Annotated in this window: 15 protein-coding genes; 11 read left to right on the plus strand and 4 right to left on the minus strand. The window is 64.1% G+C overall.

All coding sequences use genetic code 11. The features are described from left to right. Positions 1-86 precede the first annotated feature (86 nt). On the minus strand, positions 87-365 hold the full coding sequence (locus tag ABIC76_RS17115; protein WP_102067569.1) for a DUF1488 family protein: 279 nt from the start codon (positions 363-365) through the stop codon (positions 87-89). A gap of 237 nt (positions 366-602) precedes the next feature. Here ABIC76_RS17115 and ABIC76_RS17120 point away from each other — a divergent pair, with 237 nt between their 5' ends. After that, positions 603-1100 (plus strand): hypothetical protein, encoded by a 498-nt coding sequence (locus ABIC76_RS17120; RefSeq protein WP_102067570.1) that lies wholly within the window; start codon positions 603-605, stop codon positions 1098-1100. A 69-nt stretch (positions 1101-1169) separates the two neighbouring features. Here the strand turns inward: ABIC76_RS17120 and ABIC76_RS17125 are convergent, their stop codons facing one another. Further along, positions 1170-1829: a response regulator transcription factor gene (locus ABIC76_RS17125; protein WP_027681145.1), complete on the minus strand. Its 660-nt coding sequence runs from the start codon at positions 1827-1829 to the stop codon at positions 1170-1172. Positions 1830-2077: 248 nt separating this feature from the next. On the opposite strand from ABIC76_RS17125, the gene ABIC76_RS17130 reads away from it, so the two are divergent. The 4 genes from ABIC76_RS17130 (at position 2078) to ABIC76_RS17145 (ending at position 4621) form a co-directional block, all read left to right on the plus strand. After that, positions 2078-2746 (plus strand): DUF2589 domain-containing protein, encoded by a 669-nt coding sequence (locus tag ABIC76_RS17130; protein WP_027681146.1) that lies wholly within the window; start codon positions 2078-2080, stop codon positions 2744-2746. A 108-nt stretch (positions 2747-2854) separates the two neighbouring features. After that, entirely contained in the window at positions 2855-3628 is a 774-nt protein-coding gene (locus ABIC76_RS17135) for a DUF2589 domain-containing protein (RefSeq protein ID WP_354534657.1), read from the plus strand. Next, positions 3618-4070, plus strand: coding sequence for a lysozyme (locus ABIC76_RS17140; protein WP_354534658.1), 453 nt, complete (start codon positions 3618-3620; stop codon positions 4068-4070). Before ABIC76_RS17135 ends, ABIC76_RS17140 begins: the two co-directional genes overlap by 11 nt. Before the next feature lie 41 nt (positions 4071-4111). Next, positions 4112-4621, plus strand: coding sequence for a hypothetical protein (locus ABIC76_RS17145; RefSeq protein WP_354534659.1), 510 nt, complete (start codon positions 4112-4114; stop codon positions 4619-4621). 17 nt (positions 4622-4638) lie between these two features. On the opposite strand, the gene rnhA is transcribed toward ABIC76_RS17145, so the two are convergent. Both rnhA and ABIC76_RS17155 read right to left on the minus strand, forming a co-directional pair. Continuing rightward, a complete protein-coding gene (rnhA, locus tag ABIC76_RS17150; RefSeq protein WP_009240904.1) occupies positions 4639-5085 on the minus strand; it encodes a ribonuclease HI in 447 nt (148 codons plus the stop codon). Positions 5086-5124: 39 nt separating this feature from the next. Then, entirely contained in the window at positions 5125-6030 is a 906-nt protein-coding gene (locus ABIC76_RS17155; RefSeq protein WP_354534660.1) for a class I SAM-dependent methyltransferase, read from the minus strand. On the opposite strand from ABIC76_RS17155, the gene gloB reads away from it, so the two are divergent. The 6 genes from gloB to carB all read left to right on the plus strand — a co-directional run bounded on the left by gloB (position 6029) and on the right by carB (position 16044). Then, positions 6029-6868 (plus strand): hydroxyacylglutathione hydrolase, encoded by an 840-nt coding sequence (gene gloB, locus ABIC76_RS17160; RefSeq protein WP_354534661.1) that lies wholly within the window; start codon positions 6029-6031, stop codon positions 6866-6868. The genes ABIC76_RS17155 and gloB overlap by 2 nt on opposite strands. Before the next feature lie 138 nt (positions 6869-7006). Next, on the plus strand, positions 7007-8557 hold the full coding sequence (locus ABIC76_RS17165; protein ID WP_102067575.1) for a transglycosylase SLT domain-containing protein: 1551 nt from the start codon (positions 7007-7009) through the stop codon (positions 8555-8557). Between the two features lie 143 nt (positions 8558-8700). Further along, entirely contained in the window at positions 8701-10602 is a 1902-nt protein-coding gene (gene prpE / locus ABIC76_RS17170) for a propionate--CoA ligase (protein WP_354534662.1), read from the plus strand. 347 nt (positions 10603-10949) lie between these two features. Beyond that, the gene (carA, locus tag ABIC76_RS17175) at positions 10950-12086 is read left to right on the plus strand and encodes a glutamine-hydrolyzing carbamoyl-phosphate synthase small subunit (RefSeq protein WP_206275250.1); all 1137 of its coding nucleotides are present in this window, start codon (positions 10950-10952) and stop codon (positions 12084-12086) included. Positions 12087-12107: 21 nt separating this feature from the next. Then, positions 12108-12782: a leucine efflux protein LeuE gene (gene leuE / locus ABIC76_RS17180; RefSeq protein ID WP_354534663.1), complete on the plus strand. Its 675-nt coding sequence runs from the start codon at positions 12108-12110 to the stop codon at positions 12780-12782. A 16-nt stretch (positions 12783-12798) separates the two neighbouring features. Further along, positions 12799-16044 (plus strand): carbamoyl-phosphate synthase large subunit, encoded by a 3246-nt coding sequence (carB, locus tag ABIC76_RS17185; RefSeq protein ID WP_354534664.1) that lies wholly within the window; start codon positions 12799-12801, stop codon positions 16042-16044. Positions 16045-16180 lie beyond the last annotated feature (136 nt).

The raw sequence follows: 16180 nt of genomic DNA on the forward strand, positions 1-16180 counted from the left end.
CGCCTGCTTCCACGAGGCCAGCCTTGCGCTGGCCTTCTTTTTGTCTGCCGCCGACACGGATGTCGACCATGCTGCTCACGGCGCAGCTACATGCCGAAGCGGAAATGGCCGCTGCGCAGCACGATGTTGTGTGAGTCCGTCAGCTTGAACAGCGACCGCGCCATGTCTTCAATGGTGCCGCGATGCGATTCCATTGCTTGCAGCAGATCTTCCTGCCGCCACGAGCGCGCGCCGAAATGCTCTTCGAGCGCTTCCGCCGTCACCGCGTAGCAGGCGAGGCGGCCGTCGACGCTGGCGGTGCAGGTCAGGGTGAGATCCGCGGCGCAATAGCGTGGCGGGCTGGCGTGGAATTCGATGGTTTCCATGGGCGGCCTCCATGAAAAGACGGCGATGCACCGTGCGCCGCCTTCCAACCAGTGTATGGCGTGGTCGCGTGAATGCAATGAAATGACCGGCTTCGTGTCCGGATAAGGTGGATGCGGGCGCGAAACGCAACGCCCGGGCCGCTGGTCCCTGTCCTTTGCTCCATTGTTGGCGCGCCGCCGCGCAGACACGATCAGGGAGCGCATCCGCGCACCCAACCCTGATCAACGGAGTTCACCATGAAACATACGTTCCTGTTGGCGCGTCGCGCCGCTGCCCTTGTTGCTGCTTCGGCAGCCATGCTGGCCGCCGTGCCGGCTCACGCTCATGCCATCGAAGGCTGCCCGAGCGGCAGCTACCTGTATCACTTCGGTTTTGCCGATTGGCGCAAGACCGGTACCGCCTGGCAGGCGCGCGATTCGGACTACGCACATACACCGTCGGGTCTGTCCGTGTTTCTCGATCTGACCGAGTCGGAATACCGGAAGATGAACCAGGCGCGCTCCGACGAGCTTGGCGCCGTGTCGGTGGTGCTGCGCGTGCCATGCGACAACTCGTATTCGAAGAACCTCACGCTGACGGCCAACCCGGTCACGCTCAGCAACTGGGTGAGTGAAGGCGGCAGCAAGCACGCTGTGCTGAGCATCAAGGGCAGCAACCCGAGCGCAGAGAAATTCAACCAGGCGTTCCAGAATGAGCTGATCAACCACTCCAGTCTCATGGCGACGGAGCGCTGATTCCCGGCCGCCACTCTGCGACCTTCGGCGATGTGTCGAAGGTCGCGAGCAAGGCAGCTGTGTGCGGCGCTACATCGCACACATCTGCAGACGGGCAAGGCTCGCCTTGCAACGCGACAGCCACAGCGCCGCTTCTGTCCGATTGTTGACGCCAATCTGCCGGAACAGCGCGTACAGATGGTTTTTGATCGTGCCTTCAGCCACGTTCAGCACGCGGCAAATCTGCTTGTTGGATTTGCCCTCTGCAAGCAGTTGCAGCACCTCATGCTGTCGCGGCGTAAGGCGGCGCCAAAGTTCGGCCGGGCTTTCTCCCGATGTTTGGCGCGGATCGTCGGGGTAGAGATTGCTGATGGGCGGCAGGTAGACCGCGCCCGAGGTAATGCGCTGCAGGGCTTCGAGCAGAACGTCGGCCGTGGCCTGCCGGTCGACCACGCCGGCCGCGCCGAAGCGTAGCGCGTCGCCCACCACATGCCGGCCGACCGCTTGCACCGTCAGCAACACAGGCACTTCGGGCAGCACCGCTTTCAGCTCCGATAAACGTTGTCGTGCGTCGTCGTCTTCTGCGCTCCATTCCATCACGACGGCGCTGGGCTCGGCCTGCCTGCAAGCCGGCCCGATTTGCGCCGTGTAGTGCGTATCGATAAACACACCCTGTGCGTCGAGTGCATTCAATACATTGGACACACCTGCCGCAAAAAGCGGCAAGCTATCGATTACCAGAATATTCATCGACCCCTCGTACTTCAGTTAATTGTTTTCAGCGAGACCGATTATTTTGTAGAGCGGGATCGATCCGGATGCATTGAAACGGAAGTTCAGTGCCGAAAGTCACGGGCTGGCTATCGCCATGTACTGGGCCGCTGTTCCGTGGCCTTGGCTGGGACTTTCGAGGCATCGAACCCCGCCGGAAAAACTCTTACTTTGGATTCGGGCGCACAAACCTGCGCGTCCGAATAATTCAATGTGAGGAGTTTTAAATGGACAACGGACTTATCGGGTCGGTTATCAATGCGCTGCCGATCGACAAGATGATCTCTGCGCCGCTGCAGGCCATGATCGCAGCGCAAACCTCGGCGGCAAAATCCTATGCGGATTTTCTGTTGCAGGTCTGTATTCAGAACGGCAAAGCCGTTGCGGTGCAATTTGACTACGACGAAACCATCGTCGACGAGAAGGGCGTGTCGCAGGGCACGATCCAGAAGACGATGCGCATTCCGCTGCTGTGCGCGGTCGTGCATCCGGTGATCGCCATCGAGGAAGGCACGATCGACTTCGAGCTGGAGATTTCGCAGTCGGAGAAATCGTCGTCCACCACCGAGGCGGAAGGGTCGTTCCAGGCCAAGCTGGGCTGGGGCCCGTTCAGCGTGTCGGTGTCGGGCCGCGCTTCGCACAAGTCGGAGCAGACGCGCAGCACCGATACGCGCGCCAAGTACTCCTTCCACACCCAGGTCAAGCGTCAGAACCCCCCGGAAGCGCTGATGCGCGTGATGGAGTTCTTGACTGACGCGGCAACCAAGCCGGTGGTCGTCAAGGGCAAGGAGAACGACGTCAAGCCGCTGCCGGCCACGCCGACCGACGGCACGATGGTTGGCGAAAAGGTGCCGGCTGGTGGCAACGCTCCGGCCCCGGCTCCGGCAACGCCGTAAGCCGCCGCGGCGATGGACGCCGGCCGGCCTCCCCACGGTCGGTGTCCTGATCGGTGCGCGCCTGCGCGCGTCGCCCATTGATCTGTTCGATTCGACCGACCCGACACCATGTTCAAACTCTTCAGCCGCCGCGGGCGTGACGATGGCCGTGCGTCGTCCGCGCCTGCCACACCGCCGGCGCCCGCCGCCAGCGCGCCACCCACGCCACCCACGCCACCGGTCTCTTCCGATGCCGCGCCGTTTCCCGAGACTGCGTCCGATGCGTCTCCACCGTCGCCACCGGGTTCGTCTCCGCCTGGAGGCGGCAATGGCGGTGGAAGCAACAGCAACAGCCACGGTCATCCGGGCTTGAACGGCCTGACGCTGGACGACATCACGCGCGGTATGCAGCACGCCGCAGCTTCCGCCAACCAGATGCTTGCGCAGCAGTACACCACGTTGCTCGACCAGTTTTTCGACGCCGACGAGAGCGGCACGCTGGTCGCCCGCGAAGTGGAACTTGCGCTCGACAGTCAGCACCGGCTGGCGCTGCCGCTGGTGTCGCTGGCGATGCCGCGCGGCCTCGCACTCGACGAAATGACGGTGAACATGACCGTGCGCAGCGACCTCGCCGAGGCCTTGCCCTTGCACGGCGCAGCCACTGGCGGTGTGGGCCGATTCTACGTTTCGCTTGCGCCGCATTCCCAGCGTGAGACCGGCCGCGATAGCGAGCACATCGACATCGAGATGAAGTTCACCGCGCTGCAGCCTCCGGAAGCTGTGATGCGCGTGATCGACGAATACACGAATCGGCTGGTGCCAAGGCCGCTGCAGCCCAATGCCGCGGGTTCCGACGGCCCCGGCACACCCAGCACGCCCCAGGAGAAAAGCGATGAGCACTGAGCACAACCCGCGCACCACAGGCGAGCGAGGCCTCGCGCTGATCAAGGAATCGGAAGGGCTGCGTCTGTCGACGTATCTGGACGCGGTCGGCAAACCGACCATCGGCTACGGCCACCTGATCCGGCCCGGCGAGACCTTCAACGGGCCGATCTCGCAGCAACAGGCCGAAGCGCTGCTGCGCAAGGACCTAGCCGACACGGAGCAGGGCATTGCCAAAGCCGTACGCGTGTCGATCACGCAAGGGCAGTTCGACGCCCTGGCGTCGTTCGTCTTCAACCTGGGGGCGGGGCGGCTGCGCTCGTCGACGCTGCTGCGCAAGCTCAACGCGGGCGATTACGTCGGCGCGGCCAATCAGTTCCTGTTGTGGGACAAGGCCGGCGGCAAGCCGCTCAAAGGGCTGACGAAGCGTCGTCAGGCCGAACGCAAGCTGTTCCTGTCCTGATTCACCACCACGTTACTTCAACGTTCAACGGAGAAGCTCGCATGCATACCGAACCGATGTCCGTGATTCCCACCACCCGCCCACGCCGCCTGTATCGCGTATTGACGTGGCTTGTCGCCGCGGCGGTTGCGATCGGCATGTCCTACGCCCGCGCCGCCGACAATACCGCCCCCACGTGCACTGCCGAGGCAGAGCGCATCCGCAGCGAACTCGGCAAGCAGGATCTCCCGACGTTCAACGAGCAAGCCGGGGGCTACCTGGCCGACACGCTGAATCAGCTCTACGCCTACGGCACGTTGCCCAACCGTTATGTGCCGGAGCGCCAGGCCAACTGGGAGCCGGGCGCGAATCGCCCCGTCATGATGCAGAAGCGCAGCATCGGCGGTGATGCATGGGTGCAGGCCGGCCTGCTGCAGGCGGATATCGACGATGGCCTTTCCAAGCGAGGCCCGCTGCGGCTGGTCTACGCGCAGGACGGCAAGCCGCAGTACGTCACGACCACCGCCGCCAATGCGCCGCAGATCCCGACGCAGCGTTGCGCGGGCAAGTGATCGTGCGCGCGGCCGCGTCAGGCTTTCGCCTGGCGCGCCATCTCGACGCCCTTGTTGGCCAGTGCATCAGCGCGCTCGTTGCCGGGGTGGCCGGCATGGCCCTTGACCCAATGCCAGCTCACCTCATGTCCGGCGACGAGTTCGTCCAGCGTGCGCCAGAGGTCGTCGTTCTTGACCGGCTTCTTGTCGGCCGTTTTCCAGCCGCGCGCCTTCCAGCCGGCCAACCATTCGCTGATGCCTTTCTGGACGTACTGCGAATCGGTATAGACCTGCACCCGGCATGGCCGCTTCAGCGCGCGAAACGCCTCGATCACGGCCATCAATTCCATGCGGTTGTTGGTGGTCAGCGCTTCGCCGCCAAAGAGTTCTTTTTCGTGGCTGCCCGAGACGAGCACGGTGCCCCAGCCACCAAGGCCGGGGTTGCCCTTGCACGCGCCATCGGAATAAACGGTGACTTCCTGCATTGAGAAACGATGGGTGATCAGTAAATGGAACGGGCGCGCTCAGACGCCCGATTTGCCGTCACGCGCGGTCGCCGATGGAGCCTTGCTCGAATGCGAGCCCGAAGGTGTCGCGACCGGTGTACCGGCCGGCACCAGCGCCGGCGATTTGCGTGTCTTCCATGCCGGGCCGACCAGGCGCATGGTGCGCACGCGCTTGACGGCCTGCAGCATGTAGACCGCGCCGAAGATCGGCCACCAGCGGTCGCCGGCCTTTTCCATGAAGGCGGTGCGCTGCAGCCATTTGTCCGAGCGATTGGGCGGGCAGTAGCAGCCGAAACGGCCGCGCACGATATCAAATCCAAGCAGCTTGAGCCAGTCCTTCAGACGCGTGAACGCAATCATCTGGCTCTGCGCGGGCAGAAACGATTCCGTGCCCAGGCGCCGCATGCCCTGTCGCATGCCCCATAGGCTGAGCGGGTTGAAACCGGTGATGACGAGACGCCCCTCCGGCATCAGCACGCGCGCCACTTCGCGCAGCACTTCGTGCGGATCGTCAGTAAATTCGAGCACGTGGGGCAGGGCGACGAGATCGATGCTCTGCGAAGCAAAGGGCAGCTCGTCATAGCGGCAGATCACGCGGGGCGTGGCTTGGCGCTGCGGCGTGTTGGTGTCCGGGTCTGCGTCGGCGGCATCGGCGGATTCTGCCGGGTTGCCGTCCATCGGGTCGAGCGTTTCGATGGGGGCTGTCGGATCGATGTCATCCACCACGCGGGCGATCAGCGGGATGCGGTTCTCGCGCAGCGCCCCAAAACCCGGGTGGCCCAACTGCAGCGCGTGATAGCCGAACATGTCGGCCACCGTGCGATCGAATTGAGCCTGCTCCCAGCGCAGGACATATTGCCCGGGCGGCGAAGCCAGCCAGTGGTGCCAATCTATAATGCGACGATCGTTAGAGGAGTCGGACATGGTCCAGGGTGGTGTGCCGCGTGGTGTAGCGCTTGAGGTGGAGGCGATCGCTGCGTTTACCGACAATTATATTTGGGCACTACACGATGGCCGTGTGGCTGCTGTCGTCGACCCGGGCGACGCGCAACCGGTGCTGCGCTTCCTGAAGGAGCGCGGGCTCGCGCTCGGTGCCATTGTAATCACACATCATCATGGCGATCACGTCGGCGGGGTGCGCGAACTGCTCGCGGCGTATCCGGAGAATCCCGAGGGCGCGCCGCTGCCCGTCATCGGCCCAGCCAACGAATCGATCCCGTGCCGCACGCAGGCCGTGCGCGAAGGCGATGTCGTCACGCTCGCGCAGCCGGCCGCCACCTTCCGGGTGTTCGATGTGCCCGGGCATACCAGCGGTCATGTCGCCTATGTGGGACACCTTCAGGGTAATGCCGCATCGGCGAGCCTGTTTTGTGGCGATACACTCTTCGCCACCGGTTGCGGCCGGCTTTTTGAAGGGACGCCCGCGCAGATGCGCGCGTCGCTGGCCAAGCTGGCGGCGCTGGCGCCCGATACGCGTGTCTATTGCGCGCATGAATACACTGCATCGAATGTGCGCTTTGCGCGCGCAGTCGAACCTGGCAACGCCGACTTGGCCGCCTGGGAGGATGAGGTAACGGCGTTGCGGGCCGAGGGCCGCGCGACTGTACCCACGACCGTTGGCCACGAGCGGGCGACCAATCCCTTCATGCGATCGGATGACGCCAATGTGACGCAGGCCGTGGCCCGCCATGCGGGTATCGAGGCCGATGATCCGGTTGCGATATTCGCTGCGTTGCGACAGTGGAAGAACGATTTCCGTTGAGAAACCTTGGCGCGCGGTGATGACGCGGCCAGATGTGATGCATCCAGCAGGCGCTCCGCCGGGTGAACGCGGGTTGACGCGGTCGGATGCGTTTCTTACTATCTGGGGCAATTTTTAGCCCTAACCCCACAGAACTTGATGCGATCCGTGCGACTTCTTGCGGCAACTGTGCTCAGTCTGCTCCTCGCGGCCTGTGCAACGGCCCCCGGGCCGAATGCCGACACGGCCAGCACCAGCGCCTCCACCGTCTCCGGCCAAGCCTCTGCGCCGGTCGTCAATATCGACCAGCAGCCCGTCGCGTCCCTGAAAGGGCCGGCCAAGGATCTCTGGGCGCGCATTCGCCAAGGTTTTTCCATGCCCGATCTGCAAAGCTCGGCCGTGGATGATCGTACCGACTGGTATGCGCAGCGCCCGGACGCCTTCCGCCGCATGGTGGATCGCTCCAACCGCTACCTGTATCACATCGTCGAAGAGCTGGAGCGGCGCAACATGCCCACCGAGCTGGCGCTGCTGCCGTTCGTGGAAAGCGCGTTCAATCCGCAGGCGGTGTCGAGTGCCAAGGCTGCCGGCATGTGGCAGTTCATCCCCAGCACCGGCCGAACCTACAACCTCAAGCAGAACGTTTTCCAGGACGAGCGCCGCGATGTGCTGGCCTCGACCGACGCCGCGCTCGACTATCTTTCCAAGCTGCACGACCAGTTTGGCGACTGGCAACTCGCGCTGGCCGCCTACAACTGGGGTGAAGGCGCGGTGGCGCGGGCGATTGCGCGCAACCAGGCCGCCGGCCTGTCGACCGATTACGTCAACCTGAACATGCCCGCCGAGACGCGCATGTACGTGCCCAAGCTCCAGGCGGTGAAGAACATCATCGCCAACCCGGAGCGCTATGGCGTCACGCTGCCCGAGATTCCGAACCATCCATATTTCGTCACCGTCACCACGTCACGCGATATTGATGTGACGCTGGCGGCCAAGCTGGCGAATCTGCCGATGGATGAGTTCAAGGCGCTGAACCCGTCGTTCAACCGGCCGGTGATCCTCGGCGCGTCGAACCCGCAGATTCTTCTGCCGTACGACAACGCGGAAACGTTCCAATACAACCTCAACACCTATCGCGGCGGTCTTTCGAGCTGGACAGCCGTGACAGTCGGTAACCGCGAGCGTGTCGAAGCGCTGGCGGCCCGGCTCAAGGTCGACCCCGATACCATTCGCGAGATCAACCGCATTCCGAAGGGCATGCGCTTGAAGGCGGGCTCCACCGTGGTGGTGCCGCGAGTGGACGGCGCGCAGGAGAACGCACCCGACATCAGCCCCGAGCTGGCCGAGAACGCCACCATGGCGGTCGAGCCGGACATGCCCGACCTCAGGAAGGTGGTGGTGCGCGCGGGCAAGCGCGACACGGTGGCGGGTCTGTCGCGGCGGTACGGCGTATCGGTTGCGCAGATTCGTGCATGGAACCAGTTGCCTGGCGATGCCATCCCCAAGGGACACAGCGTCGTGCTGATGCTGCCGCAAGCGCGTGGCGGCAGCCGTGGCGGGCACGTGCGCGTCATGCGCGTGTCGGCCACGACGTCGCGCGCCACAGCGGCAACCCCGCGCGTGCCGACTGCGAAGGTGGCCGGCAAGCCGGTGGTCAAGGCGAAACCGGTGGCCACCTCATCCAGTTCGGTCAAGCGCAAGAAGCGCTGAGTCTGGCAAGAAACGGCGTCCTGCGGGGCGCCGTTTTGTTTTTGGGGCGGCGGTAAGACCTGCGTAAGTTGGCCGCCGCACAGTAGGCGCATCCAGCACATCGAAGATCGAGCCATCGCACACGATGGCCAGGAGACAACGTCATGCCCATGTCCGCCGCATACCGCGCGCTGTATCAGCGTTCCATTGATGATCCCGCAGGCTTCTGGGGCGAGCAGGCCCAGCGCATCGAGTGGCAAACGCCGTATTCCGCAGTCCTCGACGATTCGCGCCTGCCGTTTGCCAGGTGGTTCGTGGGCGGCCGCACCAACCTATGCCACAACGCCGTCGATCGGCATCTCGCCACGCGCGGCGAACAGGCGGCGCTCGTGTACGTCTCCACCGAAACCGGTGTCGAGACGACGTACACGTATCGCCAGCTCCATCGCGAGGTCAACCGCATGGCGGCGAGCCTGCAGGCGTTGGGTGTCAAGCGCGGCGACCGCGTGCTGATTTATCTGCCGATGATTCCCGAAGCCGCATTTGCCATGCTCGCCTGTGCACGCATCGGCGCGATCCATTCGGTGGTGTTCGGCGGTTTTGCCTCCAACAGTCTCGCCACGCGCATCGACGACGCCACGCCGCGCGTGATCGTCAGTGCGGATGCGGGGTCGCGCGCGGGCAAGGTGGTCGAGTACAAACCGTTGCTCGACGCTGCGATTGAGCTGGCGGCGCACAAGCCCGAGCGCGTGCTGCTCGTCAATCGCCAACTTGCGCCCATGCAGCACAACGCGCGCGACGTCGATTACGCAACGCTGGCCGCGCAGCATGCCAATGCCGATGTGCCGTGCGAATGGATGGAATCCAGCGAGCCCTCATACATCCTCTATACCTCCGGCACCACCGGCAAACCGAAAGGCGTGCAGCGTGATACCGGCGGCTATGCCGTCGCGCTGGCGGCGTCGATACCGCTCATTTTTGGCGCCCAGCCTGGCGACACGATGTTCACCGCATCCGATGTCGGCTGGGTGGTGGGGCACAGTTACATCGTCTATGCGCCGCTGCTCGCGGGCCTGACGACGGTCATGTACGAAGGCACACCAATCCGCCCGGACGGCGCGGTCTGGTGGCGCATCGTCGAGCAATACGGCGTCAACGTGATGTTCACGGCGCCGACCGCCATTCGTGTGCTCAAGAAGCAGGATCCCGCGCTGCTGCAGCGGCACGACCTGTCGAGCCTACGCCGCCTGTTCCTTGCCGGCGAGCCGCTGGACGAGCCCACCGCAAGCTGGATCGGCGAAGCGCTGCACAAGCCCATCGTCGACAACTACTGGCAGACCGAGACGGGCTGGCCGATGCTGGCGATTCCGCAAGGTGTCGAGCCTTCCGTGCAAAAGCTCGGCTCGCCTGGCTTTCCAGTCTATGGCTACAAGCTCGACATCCTGGATGAGGCCACCGGCGAGCCGTGCGCCCCGGGCGAGAAAGGGCTCCTCGCCGTTGCGGCGCCCCTGCCGCCGGGCTGCATGACCACCGTCTGGGGCGACGACGCCCGCTTCCTGAAGACGTACTGGTCCGCGTTTCCCGGGCGGCACATCTATTCCAGCTTCGACTGGGGCGTGCGCGATGAGGAGGGCTATGTGACCATCCTCGGCCGCACCGACGATGTCATCAACGTGGCCGGCCACCGCCTCGGAACGCGCGAGATCGAAGAAAGCCTGTCGTCGCATCCCGCCATCGCCGAGGTGGCGGTGGTGGGCGTGGCAGACCAGCTCAAAGGCCAGGTGGCGATGGGGTTTGCCATCGTGCGTGATGCTTCGCGCATTGCCGAGCCCGCAGGGCGCTTGGCCCTCGAAGGCGAACTGATGCGCACGGTGGAGGCGCAGCTCGGCGCCGTGGCGCGCCCCTCGCGGGTGTTTTTTGTCGGCGCGTTGCCCAAAACGCGCTCCGGCAAACTGCTACGCCGCGCAATGCAGGCGGTGGCGGAGGGGCGTGACCCTGGAGATCTGACCACCATCGAAGATCCCACGGCGCTGGCCCAGGTCCAAGCTGCTCTGCGAGGCGAGTAAGGAGGAGGGTGGGAAGTGACGTTCTCGTCAGCTCTGGGCCACACCTGCCGGCTTCGTGGGACAGCCAAATTCAGAGGCTGCACGCCGTTAAGTCCTTCCTTTCATTGAGTTTTTTGCGGCGCCGGGGTATACTCGTCGGGTTTGAGTTCAGAAACCCATCACCCTAGCGCCAACCGCTTCCTACCTCCCGCCTACCGCCCCGTCTGCCTCGCTTCTCGGTGATTTCTGGTGAGTTCTGTCCCAGCCCCGACTCGACGCGCAAACGGTCAGGATTCCGCGCAGCCGGAATACCGCTTTGGCGCCAAGGTGATCAGGTCGGCACAGGGTGAATCCAGCAGGAGCTACCCGTGTTGCCGTCTTTCCCGCCCGCCATCCTCGCGCTTGCAGACGGCACGGTCTTTCGTGGCTATTCCATCGGTGCGGCCGGTCATACGATCGGCGAAGTGGTGTTCAACACCGCGATCACCGGCTACCAGGAAATCCTTACCGATCCGAGCTACTCGCGCCAGATCGTCACGCTCACGTACCCGCATATCGGTAACGTCGGTGTGAACCGTGAGGATGTCGAAGCCACGAAAGTCCATGCCGCCGGTCTCATCATCAAGGATCTGCCGATCCTGGCGTCGAACTTCCGCAAGGAGCACTCGCTCTCGCACTACCTCAAGGGTGAGAAGGTTGTCGCCATTGCCGGCATCGACACCCGCAAGCTGACCCGCATCCTGCGGGAGAAGGGCGCCCAGAACGGCTGCATTCTCGCGGGCGAAGACAACGTGCAGAAGGCCATCGATCTGGCGCGCTCGTTCCCGGGCCTGTCGGGTATGGATCTGGCGAAGGTCGTGTCCGTGACCGAACCGTACGAGTGGACCCAGACCGAATGGGCGCTGGGCCGCGGCTACGGCAAGCAGGAAGCGCCGAAGTACCACGTGGTCGCGTACGACTTTGGCGTCAAGTTCAACATCCTGCGCATGCTGGCCGAGCGCGGCTGCCGCGTGACGGTGGTGCCGGCGCAGACCAGCGCAGCCGACGTGCTGGCGCATAACCCGGATGGCGTCTTCCTCTCCAACGGCCCCGGCGATCCGGAACCGTGCGACTACGCCATCGCCGCTGCCAAGGAATTCCTGGAGCGCCGCCTGCCGACGTTCGGCATCTGCCTGGGTCACCAGATCATGGGCCTGGCTGTCGGTGCCAAGACGCTCAAGATGAAGACCGGCCACCACGGCGCGAACCACCCGGTCAAGGATCTGCAGGACGGCCGCGTGGTCATCACTTCGCAGAACCACGGCTTTGCAGTCGACCCGGAATCGCTGCCGGCCAACGCACGCGTGACGCACGTTTCGCTGTTCGACGGCACGCTGCAGGGCTTCGAACTGACGGATCGTCCGGCATTCTGCTTCCAGGGTCACCCGGAAGCGTCGCCCGGTCCGCACGACATCGCGTATCTGTTCGACCGCTTCACCGCGGCGATGGACGCAGCCAAGCAGTAAAGCAACGAGACCGCATCCGCCATGAACGCCTTCATGCTCGCCCACTTCGGTATCACCGAGTTCTGGACCTTCCTGCTCGGCACGATCTTCATCGTGCTGCTGCCGGGGCCGAACTCGATGTACGTGCTGTCGGTGGCGGCCCGCCGCGGTGTGCGCGCGGGCTACCAGGGCGCTTGCGGCGTGTTTCTGGGCGATGCCATCCTGATGGTGTTGTCGGCGGCGGGCGTGGCTTCGCTGTTGAAGGCGAGCCCGGCGCTGTTCTACGTCGTGAAGTACATCGGTGCGGCCTACCTGGCGTGGATTGGCCTGCAGATGCTGCGTGGCGCGCTGCGCAACTGGCGCGTGCGCAAGGCCGGCGAGTCCGTCGCACAAGACGCGGCGCCGGCTGACGAGTCGCATCCATTCAAGAAGGCGCTGATCATCAGCCTGCTGAACCCGAAGGCGATCCTGTTCTTCATCTCGTTCTTCATCCAGTTCGTCGATCCGCACTACGCGCTGCCGGTGGTGTCGTTCGTCGTGCTGGGGCTGGTCTGCCAGATCTGCAGCTTCCTGTACCTGACCACCATCATCTTCGTGGGCGCGCGGCTGGCCGCGGCGTTCCGCGCGCGACGACGTTTGTCTGCCGGTATGAGCAGCGGCGTCGGCGCCATGTTTATCGGCTTTTCCGCCAAGCTGGCGACGGCCACACTGAATTAATCGAATCGAGCGGGTTATGCCAAAACGTACAGATATCAAAACCATCCTGATCATCGGCGCGGGTCCGATCATCATCGGCCAGGCGTGTGAATTCGATTACTCCGGCGCGCAGGCTTGCAAGGCGCTCCGTGAAGAAGGCTTCAAGGTGGTCCTGGTCAACAGCAACCCGGCCACGATCATGACCGACCCCAACACGGCCGACGTGACCTACATCGAGCCGATCACCTGGGAAGTCGTCGAACGCATCATTGCCAAGGAGCGCCCGGACGCGATCCTGCCGACGATGGGCGGCCAGACCGCGCTGAACTGCGCGCTGGACCTGCATCGCCACGGCGTGCTGAAGAAGTACAACGTCGAGCTGATCGGCGCATCGCCCGAGGCCATCGACAAGGCCGAAGACCGCCAGAAGTTCAAGGACGCGATGACCAAGATCGGTCTCGGTTCGGCCAAGTCCGGCATTGCACATTCGATGGACGAAGCCGTGGCCGTGCAGTCGCAGATCGCCAAGGAAACCGGCACGAGCGGCTACCCGATCGTGATCCGTCCGTCGTTCACGCTGGGCGGCACGGGCGGCGGCATCGCCTACAACCGCGAAGAATTCGAAGAGATCTGCAAACGCGGTCTTGATCTCTCGCCGACCAACGAGCTGCTGATCGAAGAATCGCTGCTCGGCTGGAAGGAATACGAGATGGAAGTCGTGCGCGACAAGGCCGACAACTGCATCATCGTCTGCTCGATCGAAAACCTGGACCCGATGGGCATCCACACCGGTGATTCCATCACCGTGGCCCCGGCGCAGACCCTGACCGACAAGGAATACCAGATCCTGCGTAATGCCTCGCTGGCCGTGCTGCGCGAGATCGGCGTGGATACCGGCGGCTCGAACGTGCAGTTCTCGATCAATCCGAAGGATGGCCGGATGATCGTGATCGAAATGAACCCGCGTGTGTCGCGTTCGTCGGCGCTGGCGTCGAAGGCCACCGGTTTCCCGATCGCCAAGGTCGCTGCCAAGCTGGCCGTGGGTTACACGCTGGACGAGCTGAAGAACGAAATCACCGGCGGTGCGACCCCGGCGTCGTTCGAGCCGTCGATCGACTACGTGGTCACCAAGGTGCCGCGCTTCGCGTTCGAAAAATTCCCGCAGGCCGACAGCCACCTGACCACGCAGATGAAGTCGGTCGGTGAAGTGATGGCCATGGGCCGGACCTTCCAGGAATCGTTCCAGAAGGCACTGCGCGGCCTGGAAGTCGGCGTGGACGGCCTGGACGAAAAGTCCACCGACCGCGACGAGATCATCGAAGAGATCGGCGAAGCCGGTCCGGACCGCATCTGGTATCTGGGCGACGCATTCCGCCTGGGCCTGTCGATCGACGAGGTCTACGCCGAGACGTCCATTGATCCGTGGTTCCTGGCGCAGATCGAAGACATCGTCAAGACGGAAGCACTGGTCAAGGCCCGCACGCTGGAAAGCCTGTCGGCCGCCGAGCTGCGTCTGCTCAAGCAGAAGGGTTTCTCCGACCGCCGCCTTGCCAAGCTGACCAAGACGACCGCCAAGACCGTGCGCGAGAAGCGTATCGCCGAGAAGGTGCGTCCGGTCTACAAGCGCGTCGACACTTGCGCCGCTGAATTCGCGACCAACACGGCGTATCTGTACTCGACGTACGAAGCCGAGCATGGCGAGTGCGAAGCCGAACCGACCAGCAACAAGAAGATCATGGTCCTGGGCGGTGGCCCGAACCGGATCGGCCAGGGTATCGAGTTCGACTACTGCTGCGTGCACGCCGCGCTGGCGCTGCGCGAAGACGGGTACGAGACCATCATGGTCAACTGCAACCCGGAAACCGTCTCGACCGACTACGACACGTCCGATCGCCTGTACTTCGAGCCGGTGACACTGGAAGACGTGCTCGAAATCGTCGACAAGGAAAAGCCGGTCGGCGTGATCGTGCAATACGGCGGCCAGACGCCGCTGAAGCTGGCGCTGGACCTGGAGGCCAACGGCGTTCCCATCATCGGCACGTCGCCGGACATGATCGACGCGGCCGAAGACCGTGAGCGCTTCCAGAAGCTGCTGCACGAGCTGGGCCTGCGTCAGCCGCCCAACCGCACCGCGCGCGCCGAAGACGAAGCCCTCAAGCTGGCCGAAGAAATCGGCTATCCGCTGGTGGTGCGCCCGTCGTACGTGCTGGGCGGCCGCGCGATGGAAATCGTGCACGAGCCGCGCGATCTCGAGCGCTACATGCGCGAAGCCGTGAAGGTGTCGAACGACAGCCCCGTGCTGCTCGACCGCTTCCTGAACGACGCCATCGAATGCGACGTGGATTGCCTGTCTGACGGCAAGCGCGTCTTCATCGGCGGCGTGATGGAGCACATCGAGCAGGCCGGCGTGCACTCGGGCGACTCGGCTTGCTCGCTGCCGCCGTACTCGCTGTCGCAGGCGACCGTCGACGAACTGAAGCGCCAGACCGCCGCGATGGCCAAGGCGCTGAACGTGGTCGGTCTGATGAACGTGCAGTTCGCCATCCAGCAGAAGGGCGGCGAAGACATCGTCTACGTGCTGGAAGTGAACCCGCGTGCTTCGCGTACGGTGCCGTACGTTTCGAAGGCGACCGGTGTCTCGTTGGCCAAGGTTGCAGCTCGCTGCATGGCGGGTCAGTCGCTGGATTCGCAGGGCGTCGAGACGGAAGTCGTGCCGGCCTACTACAGCGTCAAGGAAGCGGTGTTCCCGTTCAACAAGTTCCCGGGCGTTGATCCGGTGCTCGGACCGGAAATGCGCTCGACTGGCGAAGTCATGGGCGTCGGCAAGACGTTTGGCGAGGCGCTCTTCAAGAGCCAGCTCGCCGCCGGTTCGCGCCTGCCCGAGAAGGGCACCGTGCTGATGACCGTCAAGGACAGCGACAAGCCGCAAGCCGTGGAAGTTGCCCGCGCGCTGCATACGCTGGGCTACCCGATCGTGGCGACGCGCGGTACCGCCTCGGCCATCGAAGCCGCCGGCATTCCGGTGCGCGTGGTCAACAAGGTGAAGGACGGCCGTCCGCACATTGTCGACATGATCAAGAACAGCGAGATCGCGCTCGTCTTCACGACCGTCGACGAGACGCGTGCCGCGATTGCCGACTCGCGTTCCATCCGCCAGGCTGCATTGGCGCAGCGTGTCACGTACTACACGACCATCGCCGGTGCGCGCGCCGCGGTGGAAGGTCTGAAGCACATGCAGCACCTGGATGTGTATGACCTGCAGGGCCTGCACGCCACCCTGTAAGCCCATCGTCAGGGCCTGCGACGCGGCATAGCGTCGCGGTGAACCGCCCGGAGAGGAGCAGTTGCCGCCTCCGGACGGTTCGCCTAAACTAGAGCGTCCGTGTCAAAACAACGACAGCCGCCGTCAGGCGGGTGTG

Source organism: Ralstonia sp. 1138 (genome assembly GCF_040544795.1).
GTDB lineage: Bacteria > Pseudomonadota > Gammaproteobacteria > Burkholderiales > Burkholderiaceae > Ralstonia > Ralstonia flatus.